The organism is Pseudovibrio denitrificans JCM 12308 (assembly GCF_001310815.1).
Classification (GTDB): domain Bacteria; phylum Pseudomonadota; class Alphaproteobacteria; order Rhizobiales; family Stappiaceae; genus Pseudovibrio; species Pseudovibrio denitrificans.
Genome location: NZ_BAZK01000042.1, coordinates 1 through 16,516 on the forward strand (window position 1 = coordinate 1; position 16,516 = coordinate 16,516).

Annotated in this window: 12 protein-coding genes, 1 tRNA gene and 1 pseudogene; all 14 read left to right on the forward strand. The window is 51.9% G+C overall.

What is annotated here, in order from left to right; all coding sequences use genetic code 11:
- The first annotated feature begins 135 nt into the window (after positions 1–135).
- Positions 136–211, forward strand: a tRNA-Trp gene (locus JCM12308_RS26755).
- A 120-nt stretch (positions 212–331) separates the two neighbouring features.
- Positions 332–523: a preprotein translocase subunit SecE gene (secE, locus tag JCM12308_RS26760; RefSeq protein ID WP_008547777.1), complete on the forward strand. Its 192-nt coding sequence runs from the start codon at positions 332–334 to the stop codon at positions 521–523.
- Between the two features lie 38 nt (positions 524–561).
- On the forward strand, positions 562–1,095 hold the full coding sequence (gene nusG, locus JCM12308_RS26765) for a transcription termination/antitermination protein NusG (protein WP_008548007.1): 534 nt from the start codon (positions 562–564) through the stop codon (positions 1,093–1,095).
- Positions 1,096–1,214: 119 nt separating this feature from the next.
- A complete protein-coding gene (gene rplK, locus JCM12308_RS26770) occupies positions 1,215–1,643 on the forward strand; it encodes a 50S ribosomal protein L11 (RefSeq protein ID WP_008547769.1) in 429 nt (142 codons plus the stop codon).
- 6 nt (positions 1,644–1,649) lie between these two features.
- Positions 1,650–2,345, forward strand: coding sequence for a 50S ribosomal protein L1 (rplA, locus tag JCM12308_RS26775; RefSeq protein ID WP_008547898.1), 696 nt, complete (start codon positions 1,650–1,652; stop codon positions 2,343–2,345).
- Positions 2,346–2,688: 343 nt separating this feature from the next.
- Positions 2,689–3,207 carry a 50S ribosomal protein L10 gene (gene rplJ / locus JCM12308_RS26780; RefSeq protein ID WP_014286303.1) on the forward strand — a complete coding sequence of 173 codons (519 nt, stop codon included), beginning with the start codon at positions 2,689–2,691 and terminating at the stop codon, positions 3,205–3,207.
- Between the two features lie 60 nt (positions 3,208–3,267).
- Positions 3,268–3,639 (forward strand): 50S ribosomal protein L7/L12, encoded by a 372-nt coding sequence (rplL, locus tag JCM12308_RS26785; RefSeq protein WP_008547926.1) that lies wholly within the window; start codon positions 3,268–3,270, stop codon positions 3,637–3,639.
- A 202-nt stretch (positions 3,640–3,841) separates the two neighbouring features.
- Positions 3,842–7,984 (forward strand): DNA-directed RNA polymerase subunit beta, encoded by a 4,143-nt coding sequence (gene rpoB / locus JCM12308_RS26790; protein ID WP_008547999.1) that lies wholly within the window; start codon positions 3,842–3,844, stop codon positions 7,982–7,984.
- Positions 7,985–8,085: 101 nt separating this feature from the next.
- Positions 8,086–12,287: pseudogene (gene rpoC / locus JCM12308_RS26795) on the forward strand (DNA-directed RNA polymerase subunit beta').
- Positions 12,288–12,365: 78 nt separating this feature from the next.
- Positions 12,366–12,701 carry a hypothetical protein gene (locus JCM12308_RS26800; RefSeq protein ID WP_054785688.1) on the forward strand — a complete coding sequence of 112 codons (336 nt, stop codon included), beginning with the start codon at positions 12,366–12,368 and terminating at the stop codon, positions 12,699–12,701.
- A 649-nt stretch (positions 12,702–13,350) separates the two neighbouring features.
- On the forward strand, positions 13,351–13,722 hold the full coding sequence (gene rpsL, locus JCM12308_RS26805; RefSeq protein WP_008548005.1) for a 30S ribosomal protein S12: 372 nt from the start codon (positions 13,351–13,353) through the stop codon (positions 13,720–13,722).
- A gap of 16 nt (positions 13,723–13,738) precedes the next feature.
- Positions 13,739–14,209, forward strand: a complete 471-nt coding sequence (gene rpsG, locus JCM12308_RS26810; RefSeq protein ID WP_008547975.1) for a 30S ribosomal protein S7 — start codon at positions 13,739–13,741, stop codon at positions 14,207–14,209.
- Between the two features lie 24 nt (positions 14,210–14,233).
- Positions 14,234–16,309, forward strand: coding sequence for an elongation factor G (gene fusA / locus JCM12308_RS26815; RefSeq protein ID WP_014286299.1), 2,076 nt, complete (start codon positions 14,234–14,236; stop codon positions 16,307–16,309).
- 48 nt (positions 16,310–16,357) lie between these two features.
- Positions 16,358–16,516: GTP-binding protein (locus tag JCM12308_RS28095; protein ID WP_244272040.1), on the forward strand; the 159-nt coding region annotated here is incomplete at its 3' end.

A 16,516-nucleotide genomic window follows, 5' to 3' on the forward strand; every position in this document is an offset into this window, starting at 1 on the left:
TGTGGTAGCTGAAATCATCGAATAAAGACTTTTTAAGTCTTTACATATCGTGCCGCGGTGTGTATTGCGGCACGGTTCCTTCCGACGAAACGCTTTGTTGGTAGGAAAAGGTTTTTGTCCCGAACGGGACATTGTAGGGGTATAGCTCAGTTGGTAGAGCGACGGTCTCCAAAACCGTAGGTCGCGGGTTCGAGCCCTGCTGCCCCTGCCATCTCTTCTTATCGAGAAAAATCTTGATTAATCGAAGTTGGTGGCATATGAAGAGTTTTTCAGGGATAGGGCGCGTGGAAGAATCTACGCGCCCACCTGTCGTGTAATGGGCCGGGACCGGATGGCAAAAACCAATCCTTTTACATTTATCCAGCAAGTTCGTTCGGAAACTGCGAAGGTAACTTGGCCGACGCGTAAGGAAACTGGTGTGACCACGCTGATGGTTTTCATCATGGTTTTCCTGGCGGCGATGTTCTTTCTTGCTGCTGACCAGCTGATGAGCTGGGGTATCAGCCTAGTGCTTGGCTTTTAATAGCATTTCAGGCAATTCTAGTAGGAACAGGATTTAAGATGGCTAAGCGCTGGTATATTGTTCACGCTTATTCGAATTTCGAGCGTAAAGTTGCTGAAGCGATTAAAGAAAGAGCTCAGCAGCAGGGTCTTGAAGATTCATTTGACGAAGTTCTGGTTCCGACCGAGAAATTCGTAGAAGTACGTCGCGGTCGCAAGGTTGATTCCGAGCGCAAGTTCTTCCCAGGCTACGTTCTGGTGAAGATGGAAATGAGCGATGATGCTTATCACCTGATCAACGATACGCCGAAAGTTTCCGGCTTCCTTGGTAACGACAAGAAGCCAATGCCGATTTCTGAGGCTGAGGCGCAGCGTATTCTTAATCAGGTTCAGGAAGGTGTCGAAACTCCGAAACCTTCTGTCAGCTTTGAAGTTGGTGAGCAGGTTCGCGTCAGCGATGGCCCGTTTGCTTCCTTCTCTGGTCTTGTCGAGGAAGTCGATGAGGAACGGGCACGTCTGAAAGTGACTGTGTCCATCTTCGGCCGGGCTACCCCGGTTGAGCTTGAATACGGACAGGTCGACAAAGTCGGTTAAGTCCGGGTTGGGGCGGCAGGTGAGGCGCACTTTCGTCAGTGTGCCGGAAGCCAGACCGCCCGCTCTCTTATCCAGTGAAGCGCCCTTGGTGACTTCACAGATCCATTCTGGAGAGAATTATGGCGAAAAAGATTGAAGGCTATCTAAAGCTTCAGGTGCCAGCAGGTTCTGCTACACCATCCCCACCAATTGGTCCTGCGCTGGGTCAGCGCGGTCTGAACATCATGGAATTCTGTAAGGCGTTTAACGCTAAGACCCAGGATGTTGAGAAGGGTGCTCCTTGCCCAACCACCATCACTTATTATTCCGATAAGTCTTTCACATTTGAGATCAAGACTGCTCCAGCTTCTTTCTTCATCAAGAAAGCTGCTAAGATCAAGTCTGGCTCTCAGACACCTGGTCGCGGTACTGTTGCGTCCATCACTAAAGCTCAGGTTCGTGAGATCGCTGAAGCTAAGATGAAAGACCTCAACGCTAACGACGTCGAAGCAGCAATGCTGATGATCGAAGGCTCCGCCCGTTCCATGGGTGTGGAAGTTACGGAGTAATAGATCATGGCTAAAGTAGGTAAGCGCATTAAAGCTGCTCGCGAAGGTGTAGATCGCAACAAAGAGTACGCAGTTAGCGAAGCTCTCGAGCTGATCAAGTCCAACTCCACTGCGAAGTTTGACGAGACTGTTGAAGTTGCAATCAACCTTGGTGTTGACCCACGTCACGCTGACCAGATGGTTCGTGGTGCATGTGTTCTGCCAAACGGTACCGGTAAAACCGTACGCGTTGCAGTATTTGCTCGTGATGCGAAAGCTGACGAAGCTAAAGCTGCTGGCGCTGACATCGTTGGTGCAGAAGAGCTGGTTAAAGAAGTTCAGGGTGGTACCATCAACTTCGACACCGTGATCGCAACACCTGACATGATGCCACTGGTTGGTCGTCTTGGTAAGGTTCTTGGCCCACGCGGCATGATGCCAAACCCTAAGGTTGGCACTGTGACCCCAGACGTGACCAAGGCTGTTAAAGACGCTAAAGGTGGTTCTGTACAGTTCCGCGTTGAAAAAGCTGGTATCATCCACGCTGGCGTTGGCAAAGCTTCCTTTGAAGCTTCCAAGCTGGAAGAGAACGTAAAAGCTCTCGTTGATGCAGTGATCAAAGCTAAGCCATCTGGTGCGAAAGGTACCTACGTTAAGCGCGTAGCACTTTCATCCACGATGGGACCAGGCGTAAAGGTTGAACTCGGCTCCATTACCGAGTAAACACCTCGCCTATAAGAGTTACCTCCCGCTTTTATGTGGGAGGTTTTACCGCTGAAAGACTGTTATGGTCCTTCGGCATCCCTGTCCGAGACTGCAGGTGCCAACATTCGTTGGTTTAAGTTTTCGCTAAGAAAGGCCTGCATAGATGGAGAAGAACTGATTTGGTTGATATGCACACTTGCACTTCAACCTTGCGGTTCGAACCAAATTGCCTTGCTGCGTCTCTCCGGCGCGTAAGGGGACAGGACCCTAATCGTCGTTGTCGAGGTTGGGTTTAACCCAATTTTGATGCGGCAAAGGCAAACCGGCGGCAATGAGAATTGCTGCCAACTGGAGAAGGCAAGTGGAAAGAGCGGATAAGCAAAAGTTCGTCAGCGATTTCAACGAAGTGTTGTCTAACACTGGTGTTGCTGTCGTTGCGCACTATGCGGGCCTTTCAGTTTCTCAGATGACTCAGCTGCGTGCTGATGCTCGTGAAGCTGGCGGCACCGTAAAGGTTGCTAAAAACCGTCTTGTCAAGCTTGCCCTTCAAGGCACTGAACTCGAGCACATCAGCGACCTGTTCAAAGGCCCAACTGTCATCGTTTATTCCGATGATCCAGTTGCTGCGCCTAAGGCTGCTGCTAACTTCGCTAAGGCTAACGAAGACTTCGTAATCCTTGGTGGTGCTCTTGGTTCAACTAACCTGGACACTGCTGGTGTTAACGCACTGGCAACGATGCCGTCTCTGGACGAGCTTCGTGGCAAGCTGGTTGGAATGATCCAGACCCCAGCTTCCCGTATCGCTCAGGTTACAAGCGCACCGGCCGGGCAGCTTGCTCGCGTCTTCAATGCGTACGCCGAGAAGGACCAAGCCGCGTAAGGCGGAACCACACAATTTTTGTCAAAACCGAAAACGGTTCGAACAACAAGGTACTGAAAAATGGCTGATCTCGCAAAGATCGTAGAAGAACTCTCTGCACTGACCGTTATGGAAGCTGCTGAGCTGTCCAAAATGCTCGAAGAAGAGTGGGGCGTTTCCGCTGCTGCTCCTGTAGCTGTTGCTGCTGTTGCTGGCGGCGAAGCTGCTGCTGCTGAAGAAAAGACTGAATTCGACGTTGTCCTGGCTGACGCTGGCGCGAAGAAGATCAACGTAATTAAAGAAGTACGTGCGATCACCGGTCTTGGCCTGAAAGAAGCTAAAGAGCTCGTAGAAGGCGCTCCAAAGCCAGTTAAAGAAGGCGTAGCAAAAGACGAAGCTGAAGAGCTGAAAAAGAAGCTCGAAGAAGCTGGTGCAAAAGTAGAACTCAAGTAATCCTGAGTTCTTCAGATATTGGTCCCGGAGCGATCCGGGACCTTTTCCGTACCCTGGCGGGTTTCCCGGCCGGGGTAAACGTCCCGACGGGGGTGGGTGCCGCAAGGTGCCTTTAGTGGACGGTTCTGAGAAGCTACGTTTTCTGTCATGTGCAGGGCGTCGTTTTTCTGAACCGTCACCTTGAGTGATACGAGGAGCGACAATGACGCAGACGTTCAACGGTCGCAAGCGGGTCCGTAAATACTTCGGATCCATCCGCGATGTAGCGGCTATGCCAAATCTTATCGAAGTGCAGAAGGCGTCTTATGACCAATTCTTGCAAGTTGATAAGGTAGAAGATAGCCGCGTTGACGAAGGCCTAGAGGCCGTATTTAAGTCCGTATTCCCCATTTCGGATTTTGCAGGCAATTCCCTTCTTGAATTCGTAGATTACGAATTTGAAGCACCAAAGTATGATGTGGAAGAGTGCCGCCAGCGTGACATGACTTACGCTGCGCCACTGAAGCTGACGCTTCGCCTCATCGTGTTTGATGTGGATGAAGATACTGGCGCAAAATCGGTTAAAGACATCAAAGAACAAGATGTCTACATGGGCGATATTCCGTTCATGACCGATAACGGTACCTTTGTGATCAATGGTACAGAGCGCGTTATCGTGTCTCAGATGCACCGTTCCCCGGGTGTATTCTTCGACCATGACAAAGGTAAGACCCACTCTTCCGGTAAGCTGCTGTTTGCCGCACGTGTGATTCCTTACCGTGGTTCCTGGCTCGACATCGAATTCGATGCGAAGGACATTGTCCACGCACGTATCGACCGCCGTCGTAAGATCCCAGTGACATCCCTGCTGATGGCGCTTGGTCTGGACAGCGAAGACATCCTGAACACCTTCTACAAGCGTATCGATTACGTTCGCTCCGGCGAGAACAGCTGGTCTGTTCCGTTTGATGGCGCTCGTTTGAAGGGCACCAAAGCCGTCAACGACATGGTTGATGCTGCTTCTGGTGAAGTGGTTGTAGAAGCTGGTAAGAAAATTACCGCTCGTACAATCCGTCAGCTGACTGAAAAGGGCGTTAAGTCTCTGAAGGGCACTGATGAGGATCTGTACGGCCAGTACCTTGCTGAAGACATTGTCGACATGGGTACCGGTGAGATCTACGCTGAAGCTGGTGAAGAGCTGACTGAAAAGCTGCTCCACGAGCTGATCGAGCGTGGCTACCACGATCTTCCTGTTCTGGATATCGACTACGTTAACGTTGGTCCTTACATCCGTAACACACTTGCAGCCGACAAGAACGACAGCCGCGAAGGTGCTCTGTTTGACATCTACCGCGTGATGCGTCCTGGTGAGCCGCCAACCCTCGAAACAGCTGAGGCTATGTTCCAGTCTCTGTTCTTCGATGCTGAGCGCTACGACCTGTCCGCTGTTGGTCGCGTGAAGATGAACATGCGTCTTGACCTTGAGTGTGAAGACACTGTTCGTGTTCTGCGTAAGGAAGACATCCTGTCTGTTATCGGCCTGCTGCTTGACCTGCGTGATGGTCGCGGCGAAATCGATGACATCGACAACCTTGGCAACCGTCGTGTTCGTTCTGTTGGCGAACTGATGGAAAACCAGTACCGTGTTGGCCTGCTGCGCATGGAACGTGCGATCAAGGAGCGTATGAGCTCTGTTGAGATCGACACTGTGATGCCTCAGGACCTGATCAACGCAAAACCTGCTGCGGCTGCTGTGCGCGAGTTCTTCGGTTCTTCCCAGCTGTCCCAGTTCATGGACCAGACCAACCCACTCTCTGAAGTCACGCATAAGCGTCGTCTCTCAGCGCTTGGCCCAGGTGGTTTGACCCGTGAACGCGCAGGCTTTGAGGTTCGCGACGTTCACCCAACTCACTACGGTCGTATCTGTCCGATTGAGACACCGGAAGGTCCGAACATTGGTCTGATCAACTCACTGGCGACTTTTGCGCGTGTGAACAAGTATGGCTTCATTGAAAGCCCATACCGCCGCGTGATCGACGGTAAAGTGACCAAGGACGTTGTCTATCTCTCCGCTATGGAAGAGAGCAAGTACTACGTTTCTCAGGCAAACGCTGAGATGAACGAAGATGGTAGCTTCGTGAACGACCTGGTTCAGTGTCGTCACGCAGGTGAAAACATCTTGGTCACCTCTGACCGCGTTGATCTGATGGATGTGTCTCCGAAGCAGCTGGTTTCCGTTGCTGCGTCGCTCATTCCGTTCCTTGAGAACGATGATGCGAACCGCGCACTGATGGGCTCCAACATGATGCGTCAGGCTGTGCCGCTCGTTCGTGCGCAGGCTCCATTTGTTGGTACTGGTATGGAACCAATCGTTGCTCGTGACTCTGGTGCTGCTATCGGCGCACGTCGCGGCGGTGTGGTTGACCAGGTTGATGCAACACGTATCGTTATTCGTGCAACGGAAGATCTGGATCCTTCCAAGTCTGGCGTAGACATCTACCGCCTGATGAAGTTCCAGCGTTCCAACCAGGACACCTGTATCAACCAGCGTCCGCTGGTGAACGTGGGTGACCGGGTTCGCAAGGGCGATATCATTGCAGACGGTCCTTCGACCGATCTGGGTGATCTGGCGCTTGGCCGTAACGTTATGGTCGCGTTCATGCCTTGGAACGGCTACAACTTCGAGGATTCCATCCTTCTGTCCGAGCGCATCGTTCGTGATGACGTATTCACCTCCATCCACCTCGAAGAATTCGAAGTGATGGCACGTGATACGAAGCTTGGCCCTGAAGAAATCACTCGCGATATTCCTAACGTTTCTGAAGAAGCGCTGAAGAACCTCGACGAAGCTGGCATCGTGTATGTTGGTGCTGAGGTGAAACCAGGCGACATTCTCGTTGGTAAGATCACTCCAAAGGGCGAAAGCCCGATGACACCAGAAGAAAAACTTCTGCGTGCGATCTTCGGTGAGAAAGCTTCTGACGTTCGTGACACATCTCTGCGTCTGTCTCCAGGTGTTGTCGGTACTGTTGTTGAAGTTCGTGTATTCAACCGCCACGGCGTTGAAAAAGACGAACGCGCAATGGCTATCGAACGCGAAGAGATCGAACGTCTTGCGAAAGACCGTGACGACGAACAGGCAATTCTTGACCGTAACGTCTATGGCCGTCTGGCTGAGATGATCATGGGTCATGTGGCTGTTGGTGGTCCGAAGAACTTCCGCAAGGGTGTTGAGATCGACGGAAACGTTCTGAACGAGTTCCCACGTTCTCAGTGGTGGCAGTTTGCTGTCGAAGACGAGCAGCTGATGAGCGAGCTGGAAGCGCTTCGTGGTTCTTATGACGAGAGCCGTAAGCGTCTTGAGCAGCGCTTCATCGACAAGGTTGAGAAGCTGCAGCGTGGTGATGAATTGCCACCTGGCGTAATGAAGATGGTTAAGGTCTTCGTTGCGGTTAAGCGTAAGATTCAGCCAGGCGATAAGATGGCTGGTCGTCACGGTAACAAAGGTGTGGTCTCCAAGATCAACCCATGTGAAGACATGCCATTCCTCGAGGATGGTCAGCACGTGGACATTGTTCTGAACCCACTGGGCGTGCCGTCCCGTATGAACGTTGGTCAGATTCTTGAAACGCACCTTGGCTGGGCTTGTGCCGGCATGGGGCAGAAGATCGGTGAGCTTTACGATGAATATCGTAAGTCTGGCGAGATCGAACAGCTCCGTGGCAAAGTTGTCGAAATCTACGGCGATAACCTGAAGGGTGAGCCGGTTAAAGAATACGACGACGAAGGCATTGCGAAACTTGGTGAGCAGCTGCGTCATGGCGTTTCCATCGCGACTCCGGTCTTCGATGGTGCACGTGAGCCAGACGTTGTTGACATGCTGAACATTGCTGAGATGAAGCCATCCGGTCAGTCAACTCTGTTTGACGGACGTACCGGTGAGCAGTTCGACCGTCAGGTCACTGTTGGTTACATCTACATGCTCAAGCTTCACCACCTGGTTGACGACAAGATCCACGCGCGTTCTATCGGACCTTACTCTCTTGTTACTCAGCAGCCGCTGGGTGGTAAGGCACAGTTCGGTGGTCAGCGCTTCGGTGAGATGGAAGTGTGGGCGCTTGAAGCTTATGGCGCAGCGTACACCTTGCAGGAAATGCTCACAGTTAAGTCTGATGACGTGGCTGGTCGTACCAAGGTTTACGAAGCAATCGTCCGGGGTGACGACACATTCGAGGCGGGCATTCCGGAGAGCTTCAACGTTCTCGTCAAGGAAATGCGTTCCCTGGGCCTCAATGTCGAGTTGCAGGATAAGGAACCGCGTCATTCGACCAATGATGACGCTGAAGCAATCGATGCCGCGGAATAGGACCTTTCAAGGTATTTCGCTGTAAGTCATGTATTCATGCCGGAAGAGGGGAGCCTGCTAACTAGCACGCTCCCCAAACCGCGCATTTTAGGAGAGAGCTGATGTCGCAAGAGGTCATGAACCTGTTCAATCAACAGGCTCCCGCACAGACCTTCGATCATATCCGCATCTCGATCGCCAGCCCGGAGAAAATTCTGTCCTGGTCGTTCGGTGAGATCAAAAAGCCGGAGACGATCAACTACAGAACTTTCAAGCCAGAGCGCGACGGGCTGTTCTGTGCTCGGATTTTCGGTCCTATCAAGGACTATGAGTGCTTGTGCGGTAAGTATAAGCGCATGAAATATAAAGGCGTTATCTGTGAGAAGTGTGGCGTTGAAGTCACCTTGTCCCGTGTACGCCGTGAACGTATGGGCCACATTGAGCTTGCTGCTCCTGTTGCGCATATCTGGTTCCTGAAGTCGCTGCCATCCCGTATCGGCATGCTGCTGGATATGACGCTTAAGGATCTTGAGCGCATCCTGTACTTCGAGAACTACGTTGTTATTGAGCCAGGCCTTACTCCTTTGAAGCTGCGTCAGCTGCTTTCTGAAGAAGAGTATGTTGCTGCTCAGGACGAATACGGTGAAGACAGCTTCACTGCGATGATTGGTGCTGAAGCGATCCGCGAGATCCTTGCAAGCATGGATCTGCAGCGTGAATCTGAAAAGATCCGTCAGGAAATCGCAGAAGCAACCACTGAGCTGAAGCCTAAGAAACTGGCGAAGCGTCTGAAGGTTGTTGAGGCGTTCATCGAGTCCGGAAACCGTCCTGAATGGATGATCCTGACTGTTGTTCCAGTCATTCCACCGGATCTTCGTCCGCTGGTTCCACTGGACGGTGGCCGTTTTGCGACGTCTGACTTGAACGATCTTTATCGTCGTGTGATCAACCGTAACAACCGTCTGAAGCGTCTCATTGAACTGCGCGCGCCGGATATCATTATCCGTAACGAAAAGCGTATGCTTCAGGAGTCCGTGGATGCGCTGTTCGACAACGGTCGTCGTGGCCGTGTGATCCAGGGTGCAAACAAGCGTCCTCTGAAGTCCCTCTCAGACATGCTGAAGGGTAAGCAGGGTCGTTTCCGTCAGAACCTTCTTGGTAAGCGCGTGGACTACTCCGGTCGTTCCGTTATTACCGTGGGTCCTGAACTGAAGCTGCACCAGTGTGGTCTGCCTAAGAAGATGGCGCTTGAGCTGTTCAAGCCGTTCATCTACTCCCGTCTTGACGCGAAGGGTTATTCTTCCACTGTTAAACAGGCGAAGAAGCTAGTTGAAAAAGAGCGTCCGGAAGTTTGGGATATCCTTGATGAAGTGATCCGTGAGCACCCAGTTCTTCTGAACCGTGCACCTACGCTTCACCGTCTTGGTATTCAGGCATTCGAACCAACCCTGATTGAAGGTAAGGCAATCCAGCTGCACCCGCTCGTCTGTTCCGCGTTTAACGCTGACTTCGATGGTGACCAGATGGCTGTTCACGTTCCGCTTTCTCTGGAAGCGCAGCTTGAAGCCCGTACCCTCATGATGTCTACCAACAACATTCTGCACCCGGCGAACGGTGGTCCGATCATCGTGCCGTCTCAGGATATTGTTCTTGGTCTCTACTATCTGTCCATCATGCAGAAGGTGAGCCAGGAGAAGGCATGGCCTTCGGTAACATGGGTGAGCTGCATCACGCGCTTGAGAACGGTGTTATCACTGTTCACTCCAAGATCCGTGGCCGCTTCAAGACTGTTGATGAGCTGGGCAACCCAACCTCTGAAATCTATGAGACCACTCCAGGTCGTCTGATGATTGCAGAGCTGCTGCCTAAGCACTTCGAAGTTCCGTTCGACGTCTGTAACAAGCTGATGACGAAGAAAGAAATCTCTAAGATGATCGACACGGTTTACCGTGCTTGTGGTCAGAAAGAGACAGTCATCTTCTGTGACCGCGTCATGCAGCTGGGCTTCAAGAACGCATGTCGCGCCGGTATCTCCTTCGGTAAGGATGACATGGTTATCCCTGGCACCAAGGCGAAGCTGGTTGATGACACCGCGGCGATGGTTGCTGAATACGAGCAGCAGTACAATGACGGTCTGATCACCCAGGGCGAGAAATACAACAAGGTTGTTGACGCCTGGGCGAAATGTACCGACAAAGTTGCTGATGAAATGATGGGCCGCATCTCTGCGACCGAGTTCGAAGAGGACACAGGTCGTCAGAAGCAGATGAACTCTGTTTACATGATGGCTCACTCCGGTGCTCGTGGTTCTCCAGCACAGATGAAGCAGCTCGGTGGTATGCGTGGTCTGATGGCGAAGCCGGACGGCTCCATCATCGAAAACCCGATTATCGCGAACTTTAAAGAAGGTCTGTCGGTTCTCGAGTACTTCAACTCCACCCACGGTGCCCGTAAGGGTCTTGCCGATACGGCGTTGAAGACTGCGAACTCCGGTTACCTGACCCGTCGTCTGGTTGACGTGGCACAGGACAGCATCATTCTTGAAGTTGACTGTGGTTCCGAAGGTGGCATCACCGTTCAGCCAATCGTTGATGCTGGTAACGTGATCGCGACTCTTGGTATGCGTGTTCTGGGCCGTACGGCTGCAGAAGACGTGGTCAACAACAAGACCGGTGAAGTGATCGTTCCTAAGGGACGTTTGATTGACGAGAAGGACGTTGAGCAGATTGAAGCTGCCAAGGTTCAGATGGTCAAGATCCGCTCTGTGCTGACCTGTGAAACCAAGACCGGTGTATGTGCGACCTGTTATGGCCGTGATCTTGCACGTGGTACTCCGGTAAACATCGGTGAGGCTGTTGGTGTTATCGCTGCGCAGTCCATTGGTGAGCCTGGTACTCAGCTGACCATGCGTACGTTCCACATTGGTGGTACGGCACAGGTTGTTGACAGCTCCTTCATCGAATCCAACTTCGAAGGTACTGTGACAATCCGTAACCGCAACGTAGTTCGCGACTCTGACGGCAACAACATCGTCATGGCACGTAACATGTCTGTTGTGATTGTCGACAGTGACGGCAACGAGCGTTCTTCTCACCGTCTGACTTACGGTGGTAAGGTCTTCGTTGACGAAGGCGACACCATCAAGCGTGGTGACCGTATTTCCGAATGGGATCCATACACCCGTCCGATCCTGACCGAAGTTTCCGGTCGTGTAGGCTTCGAAGATCTGGTGGATGGTGCATCTGTTCAGGAAACCGCCGATGAGGCGACCGGTATCACCAAGCGTGTGGTCATCGACTGGCGTTCTGCTCAGCGTAGTGCTGATCTGAAACCTGCGATGGTTGTTCAGGACGAAAACGGTAAGATCAAGAAACTGGCTCGCGGTGGCGATGCACGTTCTCTGCTCTCCGTTGACGCAATTCTGTCCGTTCAGCCGGGCGACATGGTTTCTGCTGGTGACGTTCTTGCACGTATTCCTCTGGAATCTGCGAAGACGAAAGACATTACCGGTGGTCTGCCACGTGTTGCGGAACTGTTCGAAGCACGTCGTCCGAAGGATCACGCGATTATCGCTGAGACCGACGGTACGATCCGCTTTGGCCGAGACTACAAAAACAAGCGCCGTATCATCATCGATCCTACCGATGAGAGCCTGGAGCCTGTTGAGTACCTCATTCCAAAGAACAAGCACTTCCACCTGCAGGAAGGTGACACCATCGAGAAGGGTGAATACCTGATCGACGGTAATCCGGCACCGCATGACATTCTGGCGATTAAGGGCGTTGAGGCACTGGCTGCCTTCCTCGTCAACGAGATCCAGGAAGTTTACCGTCTGCAGGGCGTGGGCATTAACGACAAGCACATCGAAGTGATTGTTCGTCAGATGCTCCAGAAAGTTGAGATCACCGATCCAGGCGAGACAGAGTTCTTCTCTGGTGAGCAGGTTGATAAGATCGACTTCGAAGAAGCAAACCAGCGTGCAATCGATAATGCACGTGACCCTGCTAAGGGTGTTCCAGTTCTGCTGGGTATCACCAAAGCAAGCTTGCAGACTCGTTCGTTCTTCTCTGCTGCATCGTTCCAGGAGACAACTCGCGTTCTGACCGAGGCAGCTGTCTTCGGTAAGATCGATCCACTGGATGGTCTGAAAGAGAACGTAATCGTTGGTCGTCTGATCCCAGCGGGTACAGGCGGAGCGATGAACCGCACTCGCAAGATTGCGACCCTGCGTGATGATCTCATTCAGGATGCCCGCCGTGCAGCTTCAACTGCAAACACTGCGGACTCCATGCTGGAAGATTTCAGCCGCGGCGAACAGTTCTAATGGTTCGGTAAAATACAATTCCGGTGAAGCCGCCCTTCGGGGCGGCTTTTCCATTTTGATGCGTGATTGGCGATTTAGATGAATAAGCCGATCCGCGATGAAGGAAATAAGATGTCTGATCTGAACGAAATCGAAAACGGCGAAGACACTCCTCCAGTTGTCTACCTGATTATGGGTCGTGCCTGGAAAGAGGAAGACGGCGAAGAAGAAGATGGTGTTCCATTCCACGTCATGGTGACTGCACCGGATGATGATGGTGCCGTTCGCCGTGCAGTGGAAGCGCTGGGTGAACAGGGGTATGCGGATGCAGCTCTGGATCAGCTCGGATATATCACTGAGGTTCCGGAGGAAGAGTTCTTCGTGCAGCCTTACAAAGATGCACTGGCTGGCAACGTCTCCGTCATCACCTTCTAAGGTGTGCCGGGCCTACGCTTTTAAGTGATGTGATCGATCCGACTTGGGATTTTTGAAAAGGAGAGGGTGACCTCTCCTTTTTTGTGTTTGGGGGAGAGGGGCAGGGCGGTGTGTTGTCGGTGCAGTATTTGCACTTAAGTGGCTAATTGAAATCCGGTTAAAGCCATAAGAATCAAATGGCTTGGGCAGGTGACGATGAGTCAGAGTAGGGATGTGCTTAACTTCCTTTTAATCTTCAGAGTCAAACTGAAATGAACACTTAAGCGCTTCCAAATTTTGGGGTCTTTTGCGAGGAAATAGCTGAAATTGCCTGAATCTTGGGATACACCGCATGAATCTGAGAGTCTTCGGCCAAGAATCTCTTGGAAGGGACTTGACGAACAGTGTCTTGATGAGTAGTTTCCGCGCAACCTTATGGCAGGCAGTAAGCAATGTCCTTCTCCTGAGGCGCCTCGCCTCGGAGTACTGAAGCTTAAAGCTGTCGGGTTCAAAGGCGAATACAAGTCGAATGCAAGACCGCGGACCTGTCCGTGGTCCTCTGGTTTCGCAGCGCCCTCCGCGGATGTTTTGTTCGTGGACTTGGTGCGCGTGCGTATGTCTACCAGAAACTGCGTCCGGTCGAAGAGCAAAAGTAGTTAAAGGGCAAATTATGCCAACGATCAACCAGTTGATCCGCAAGCCGCGCCAGGTGCCGGCGAAGCGGAACAAAGTTCCAGCGATGGAAGCATGCCCGCAGAAGCGCGGCGTGTGTACTCGCGTTTATACCACCACTCCTAAGAAGCCAAACTCAGCGCTTCGTAAAGTGGCTAAGATCCGTCTCACCAACGGTTTCGAAGTTATTGGTTACATTCCGGGTGAAGGTCACAACCTGCAAGAGCACTCCGTTGTCATGATCCGTGGTGGTCGTGTAAAGGATTTGCCAGGTGTTCGTTACCACATCATCCGCGGCGTTCTTGACACCCAGGGTGTTAAAGATCGTAAACAGCGTCGTTCCAAGTATGGCGCTAAGCGTCCGAAATAATAGGATATAGACCGATATGTCCCGCCGTCACGCCGCTGAAAAGCGCCAAGTTATTCCGGATCCAAAGTTCGGAGACATCATCGTTACTAAGTTCATGAACGCAGTAATGCTCGATGGTAAAAAATCCACTGCAGAACGCATCGTATACGGTGCATTCGACGCGATCGAAGCTAAAGCTAAGGCTAACCCACTCGAGATGTTCCATCAGGCGCTCGAAAACGTTATGCCACAGGTAGAAGTTCGCTCCCGTCGTGTTGGTGGTGCAACCTATCAGGTTCCAGTCGAAGTTCGCGCAGAACGTCGTCAGGCACTTGCTATCCGCTGGCTGATTTCTGCAGCTCGCGGTCGTAACGAAACCACAATGGTTGGTCGTCTTTCCGGCGAACTGCTTGATGCAGCTAACAACCGTGGTAACTCCGTTAAGAAGCGCGAAGACACCCACCGGATGGCTGAAGCTAACCGTGCGTTCTCGCACTATCGTTGGTAATCTGTCTAGATAGAGGCTGACGCTATGTCACGTTCGCACAAAATTGAGGACTACCGTAACTTCGGCATCATGGCACACATTGATGCTGGTAAGACGACTACTACAGAACGTATTCTGTACTACACAGGTAAGTCCCACAAAATCGGTGAAGTTCATGATGGTGCTGCTACCATGGACTGGATGGAGCAGGAGCAGGAGCGTGGTATTACCATTACCTCTGCTGCTACCACTGCGTTCTGGAACGACAAGCGCCTGAACATCATTGACACCCCAGGCCACGTTGACTTCACCATTGAAGTTGAGCGTTCCCTGCGTGTGCTTGATGGCGCTGTTGCTCTTCTGGATGCGAATGCTGGTGTTGAACCTCAGACTGAGACCGTATGGCGTCAGGCTGACAAGTACAACGTTCCACGCATGATCTTCGTCAACAAGATGGACAAGCTCGGTGCTGATTTCTTCCGCTGTGTAGAAATGATCGAGAAGCGTCTTGGCGCGACCCCACTCTGCCTGCAGCTGCCAATCGGCGCTGAGTCCGAGTTCCAGGGTGTTATCGATCTGCTGAAGATGAAGGCACTGGTTTGGAATGGTGAAGCTCTCGGCGCAAGCTGGGATGAGCTGGACATTCCTGCTGACCTTGCTGACCAGGCTGCTGAATACCGCGACAAGCTGGTTGAGACTGCAGTTGAAGTCGACGAAGAAGCAATGGAAGCTTACCTGGAAGGCGAAGAGCCATCCTTTGAAAAGCTTCAGGAGCTGATCCGTAAAGGTACCATCGCCGGTGAATTCGTTCCTGTGCTTTGCGGTACCGCATTTAAGAACAAAGGTGTTCAGCCTCTGCTCGACGCAGTTGTTGACTACCTGCCTTCTCCAGTTGAAGTTCCTGCTATTAAAGGCATCGACGCTAAGACTGAAGAAGAAACCGTACGTGAATCTTCTGACGAAGAGCCACTCGGTATGCTCGCATTTAAGGTAATGAACGACCCGTTCGTTGGTTCCCTGACCTTCGCTCGTATTTACTCTGGTGTTCTGACAAAAGGTTCTTCTGTCATGAATACCGTTAAAGGTAAGCGTGAGCGCGTCGGTCGTATGATGCAGATGCACTCAAATTCCCGCGATGACATTGATGTAGCTTACGCAGGCGACATCGTGGCTATCGCAGGCCTGAAGGACACCACCACTGGTGATACTCTTTGTGATCCTCTCAAGCCGGTTATCCTGGAGCGCATGGAGTTCCCTGATCCGGTTATCGAGATCGCTGTTGAGCCTAAAACCAAAGGTGACCAGGAGAAGATGGGTATCGCCCTGAACCGCCTGGCTGCTGAGGATCCGTCCTTCCGCGTTAAGACAGATGAAGAATCCGGCCAGACTATCATTGCTGGTATGGGTGAACTTCACCTGGATATCCTTGTTGATCGCATGAAGCGTGAATTCAAGGTTGAAGCAAACATCGGTGCACCTCAGGTTGCTTACCGTGAGACCATCACCAAGCCTGCAGATGTGGATTATACCCACAAGAAGCAGTCCGGTGGTACTGGTCAGTTTGCTCGCATCAAACTCTCAATCGAGCCGAATGAAATCGGTGCAGGTTTTGCGTTTGATAACACGATCGTTGGCGGTAACGTTCCTAAGGAATACATCCCTGGTGTTTCCAAAGGTATCGAATCCGTCATGTCTTCCGGTCCACTCGCTGGCTTCCCGATGGTCGACATTAAAGCGGTACTCACCGATGGTGCTTACCACGATGTTGACTCTTCTGTGCTCGCGTTTGAGATCGCAGGTCGTGCAGGTTTCCGCGAAGCTGTGGCTAAAGCAGGTCCAAAGCTTCTCGAGCCTATCATGAAGGTTGAGGTTGTCACTCCAGAAGACTATATGGGTGACGTGATTGGTGATCTGAATTCCCGTCGTGGACAGATTGCTGGTACCGAAAACCGCGGTGTCGTGACCGTTATCACTGCTATGGTTCCGCTGGCTAACATGTTTGGCTACGTAAACAACCTACGTTCCATGTCCCAAGGACGTGCGCAGTATTCCATGGTGTTCGATCATTACGACCAAGTCCCGCAGGCTGTTGCTGACGAGGTTATGGCGAAATACGCCTAACCTCACCACAATTAGTCAAAGGGATTCAAGAGAGAACGGAGAGATCCGATGGCAAAAGAAAAATTTGAGCGTAATAAGCCGCACGTCAACATCGGCACAATTGGCCACGTTGACCACGGCAAAACTACTCTGACCGCTGCGATCACCAAACAGTTTGGTGACTTCAAAGCATATGACGAAATCGATGGTGCTCCTGAAGAGCGCGCA

Bases quoted from the DNA above. Each gene is read 5' to 3' on its own strand.
- secE (WP_008547777.1), top strand. From the start codon at position 332: ATGGCAAAAACCAATCCTTTTACATTTATCCAGCAAGTTCGTTCGGAA.
- nusG (WP_008548007.1), top strand. From the start codon at position 562: ATGGCTAAGCGCTGGTATATTGTTCACGCTTATTCGAATTTCGAGCGT.
- rplK (WP_008547769.1), top strand. From the start codon at position 1,215: ATGGCGAAAAAGATTGAAGGCTATCTAAAGCTTCAGGTGCCAGCAGGT.
- rplA (WP_008547898.1), top strand. From the start codon at position 1,650: ATGGCTAAAGTAGGTAAGCGCATTAAAGCTGCTCGCGAAGGTGTAGAT.
- rplL (WP_008547926.1), top strand. From the start codon at position 3,268: ATGGCTGATCTCGCAAAGATCGTAGAAGAACTCTCTGCACTGACCGTT.
- rpoB (WP_008547999.1), top strand. From the start codon at position 3,842: ATGACGCAGACGTTCAACGGTCGCAAGCGGGTCCGTAAATACTTCGGA.
- JCM12308_RS26800 (WP_054785688.1), top strand. From the start codon at position 12,366: ATGAATAAGCCGATCCGCGATGAAGGAAATAAGATGTCTGATCTGAAC.
- rpsL (WP_008548005.1), top strand. From the start codon at position 13,351: ATGCCAACGATCAACCAGTTGATCCGCAAGCCGCGCCAGGTGCCGGCG.
- rpsG (WP_008547975.1), top strand. From the start codon at position 13,739: ATGTCCCGCCGTCACGCCGCTGAAAAGCGCCAAGTTATTCCGGATCCA.
- fusA (WP_014286299.1), top strand. From the start codon at position 14,234: ATGTCACGTTCGCACAAAATTGAGGACTACCGTAACTTCGGCATCATG.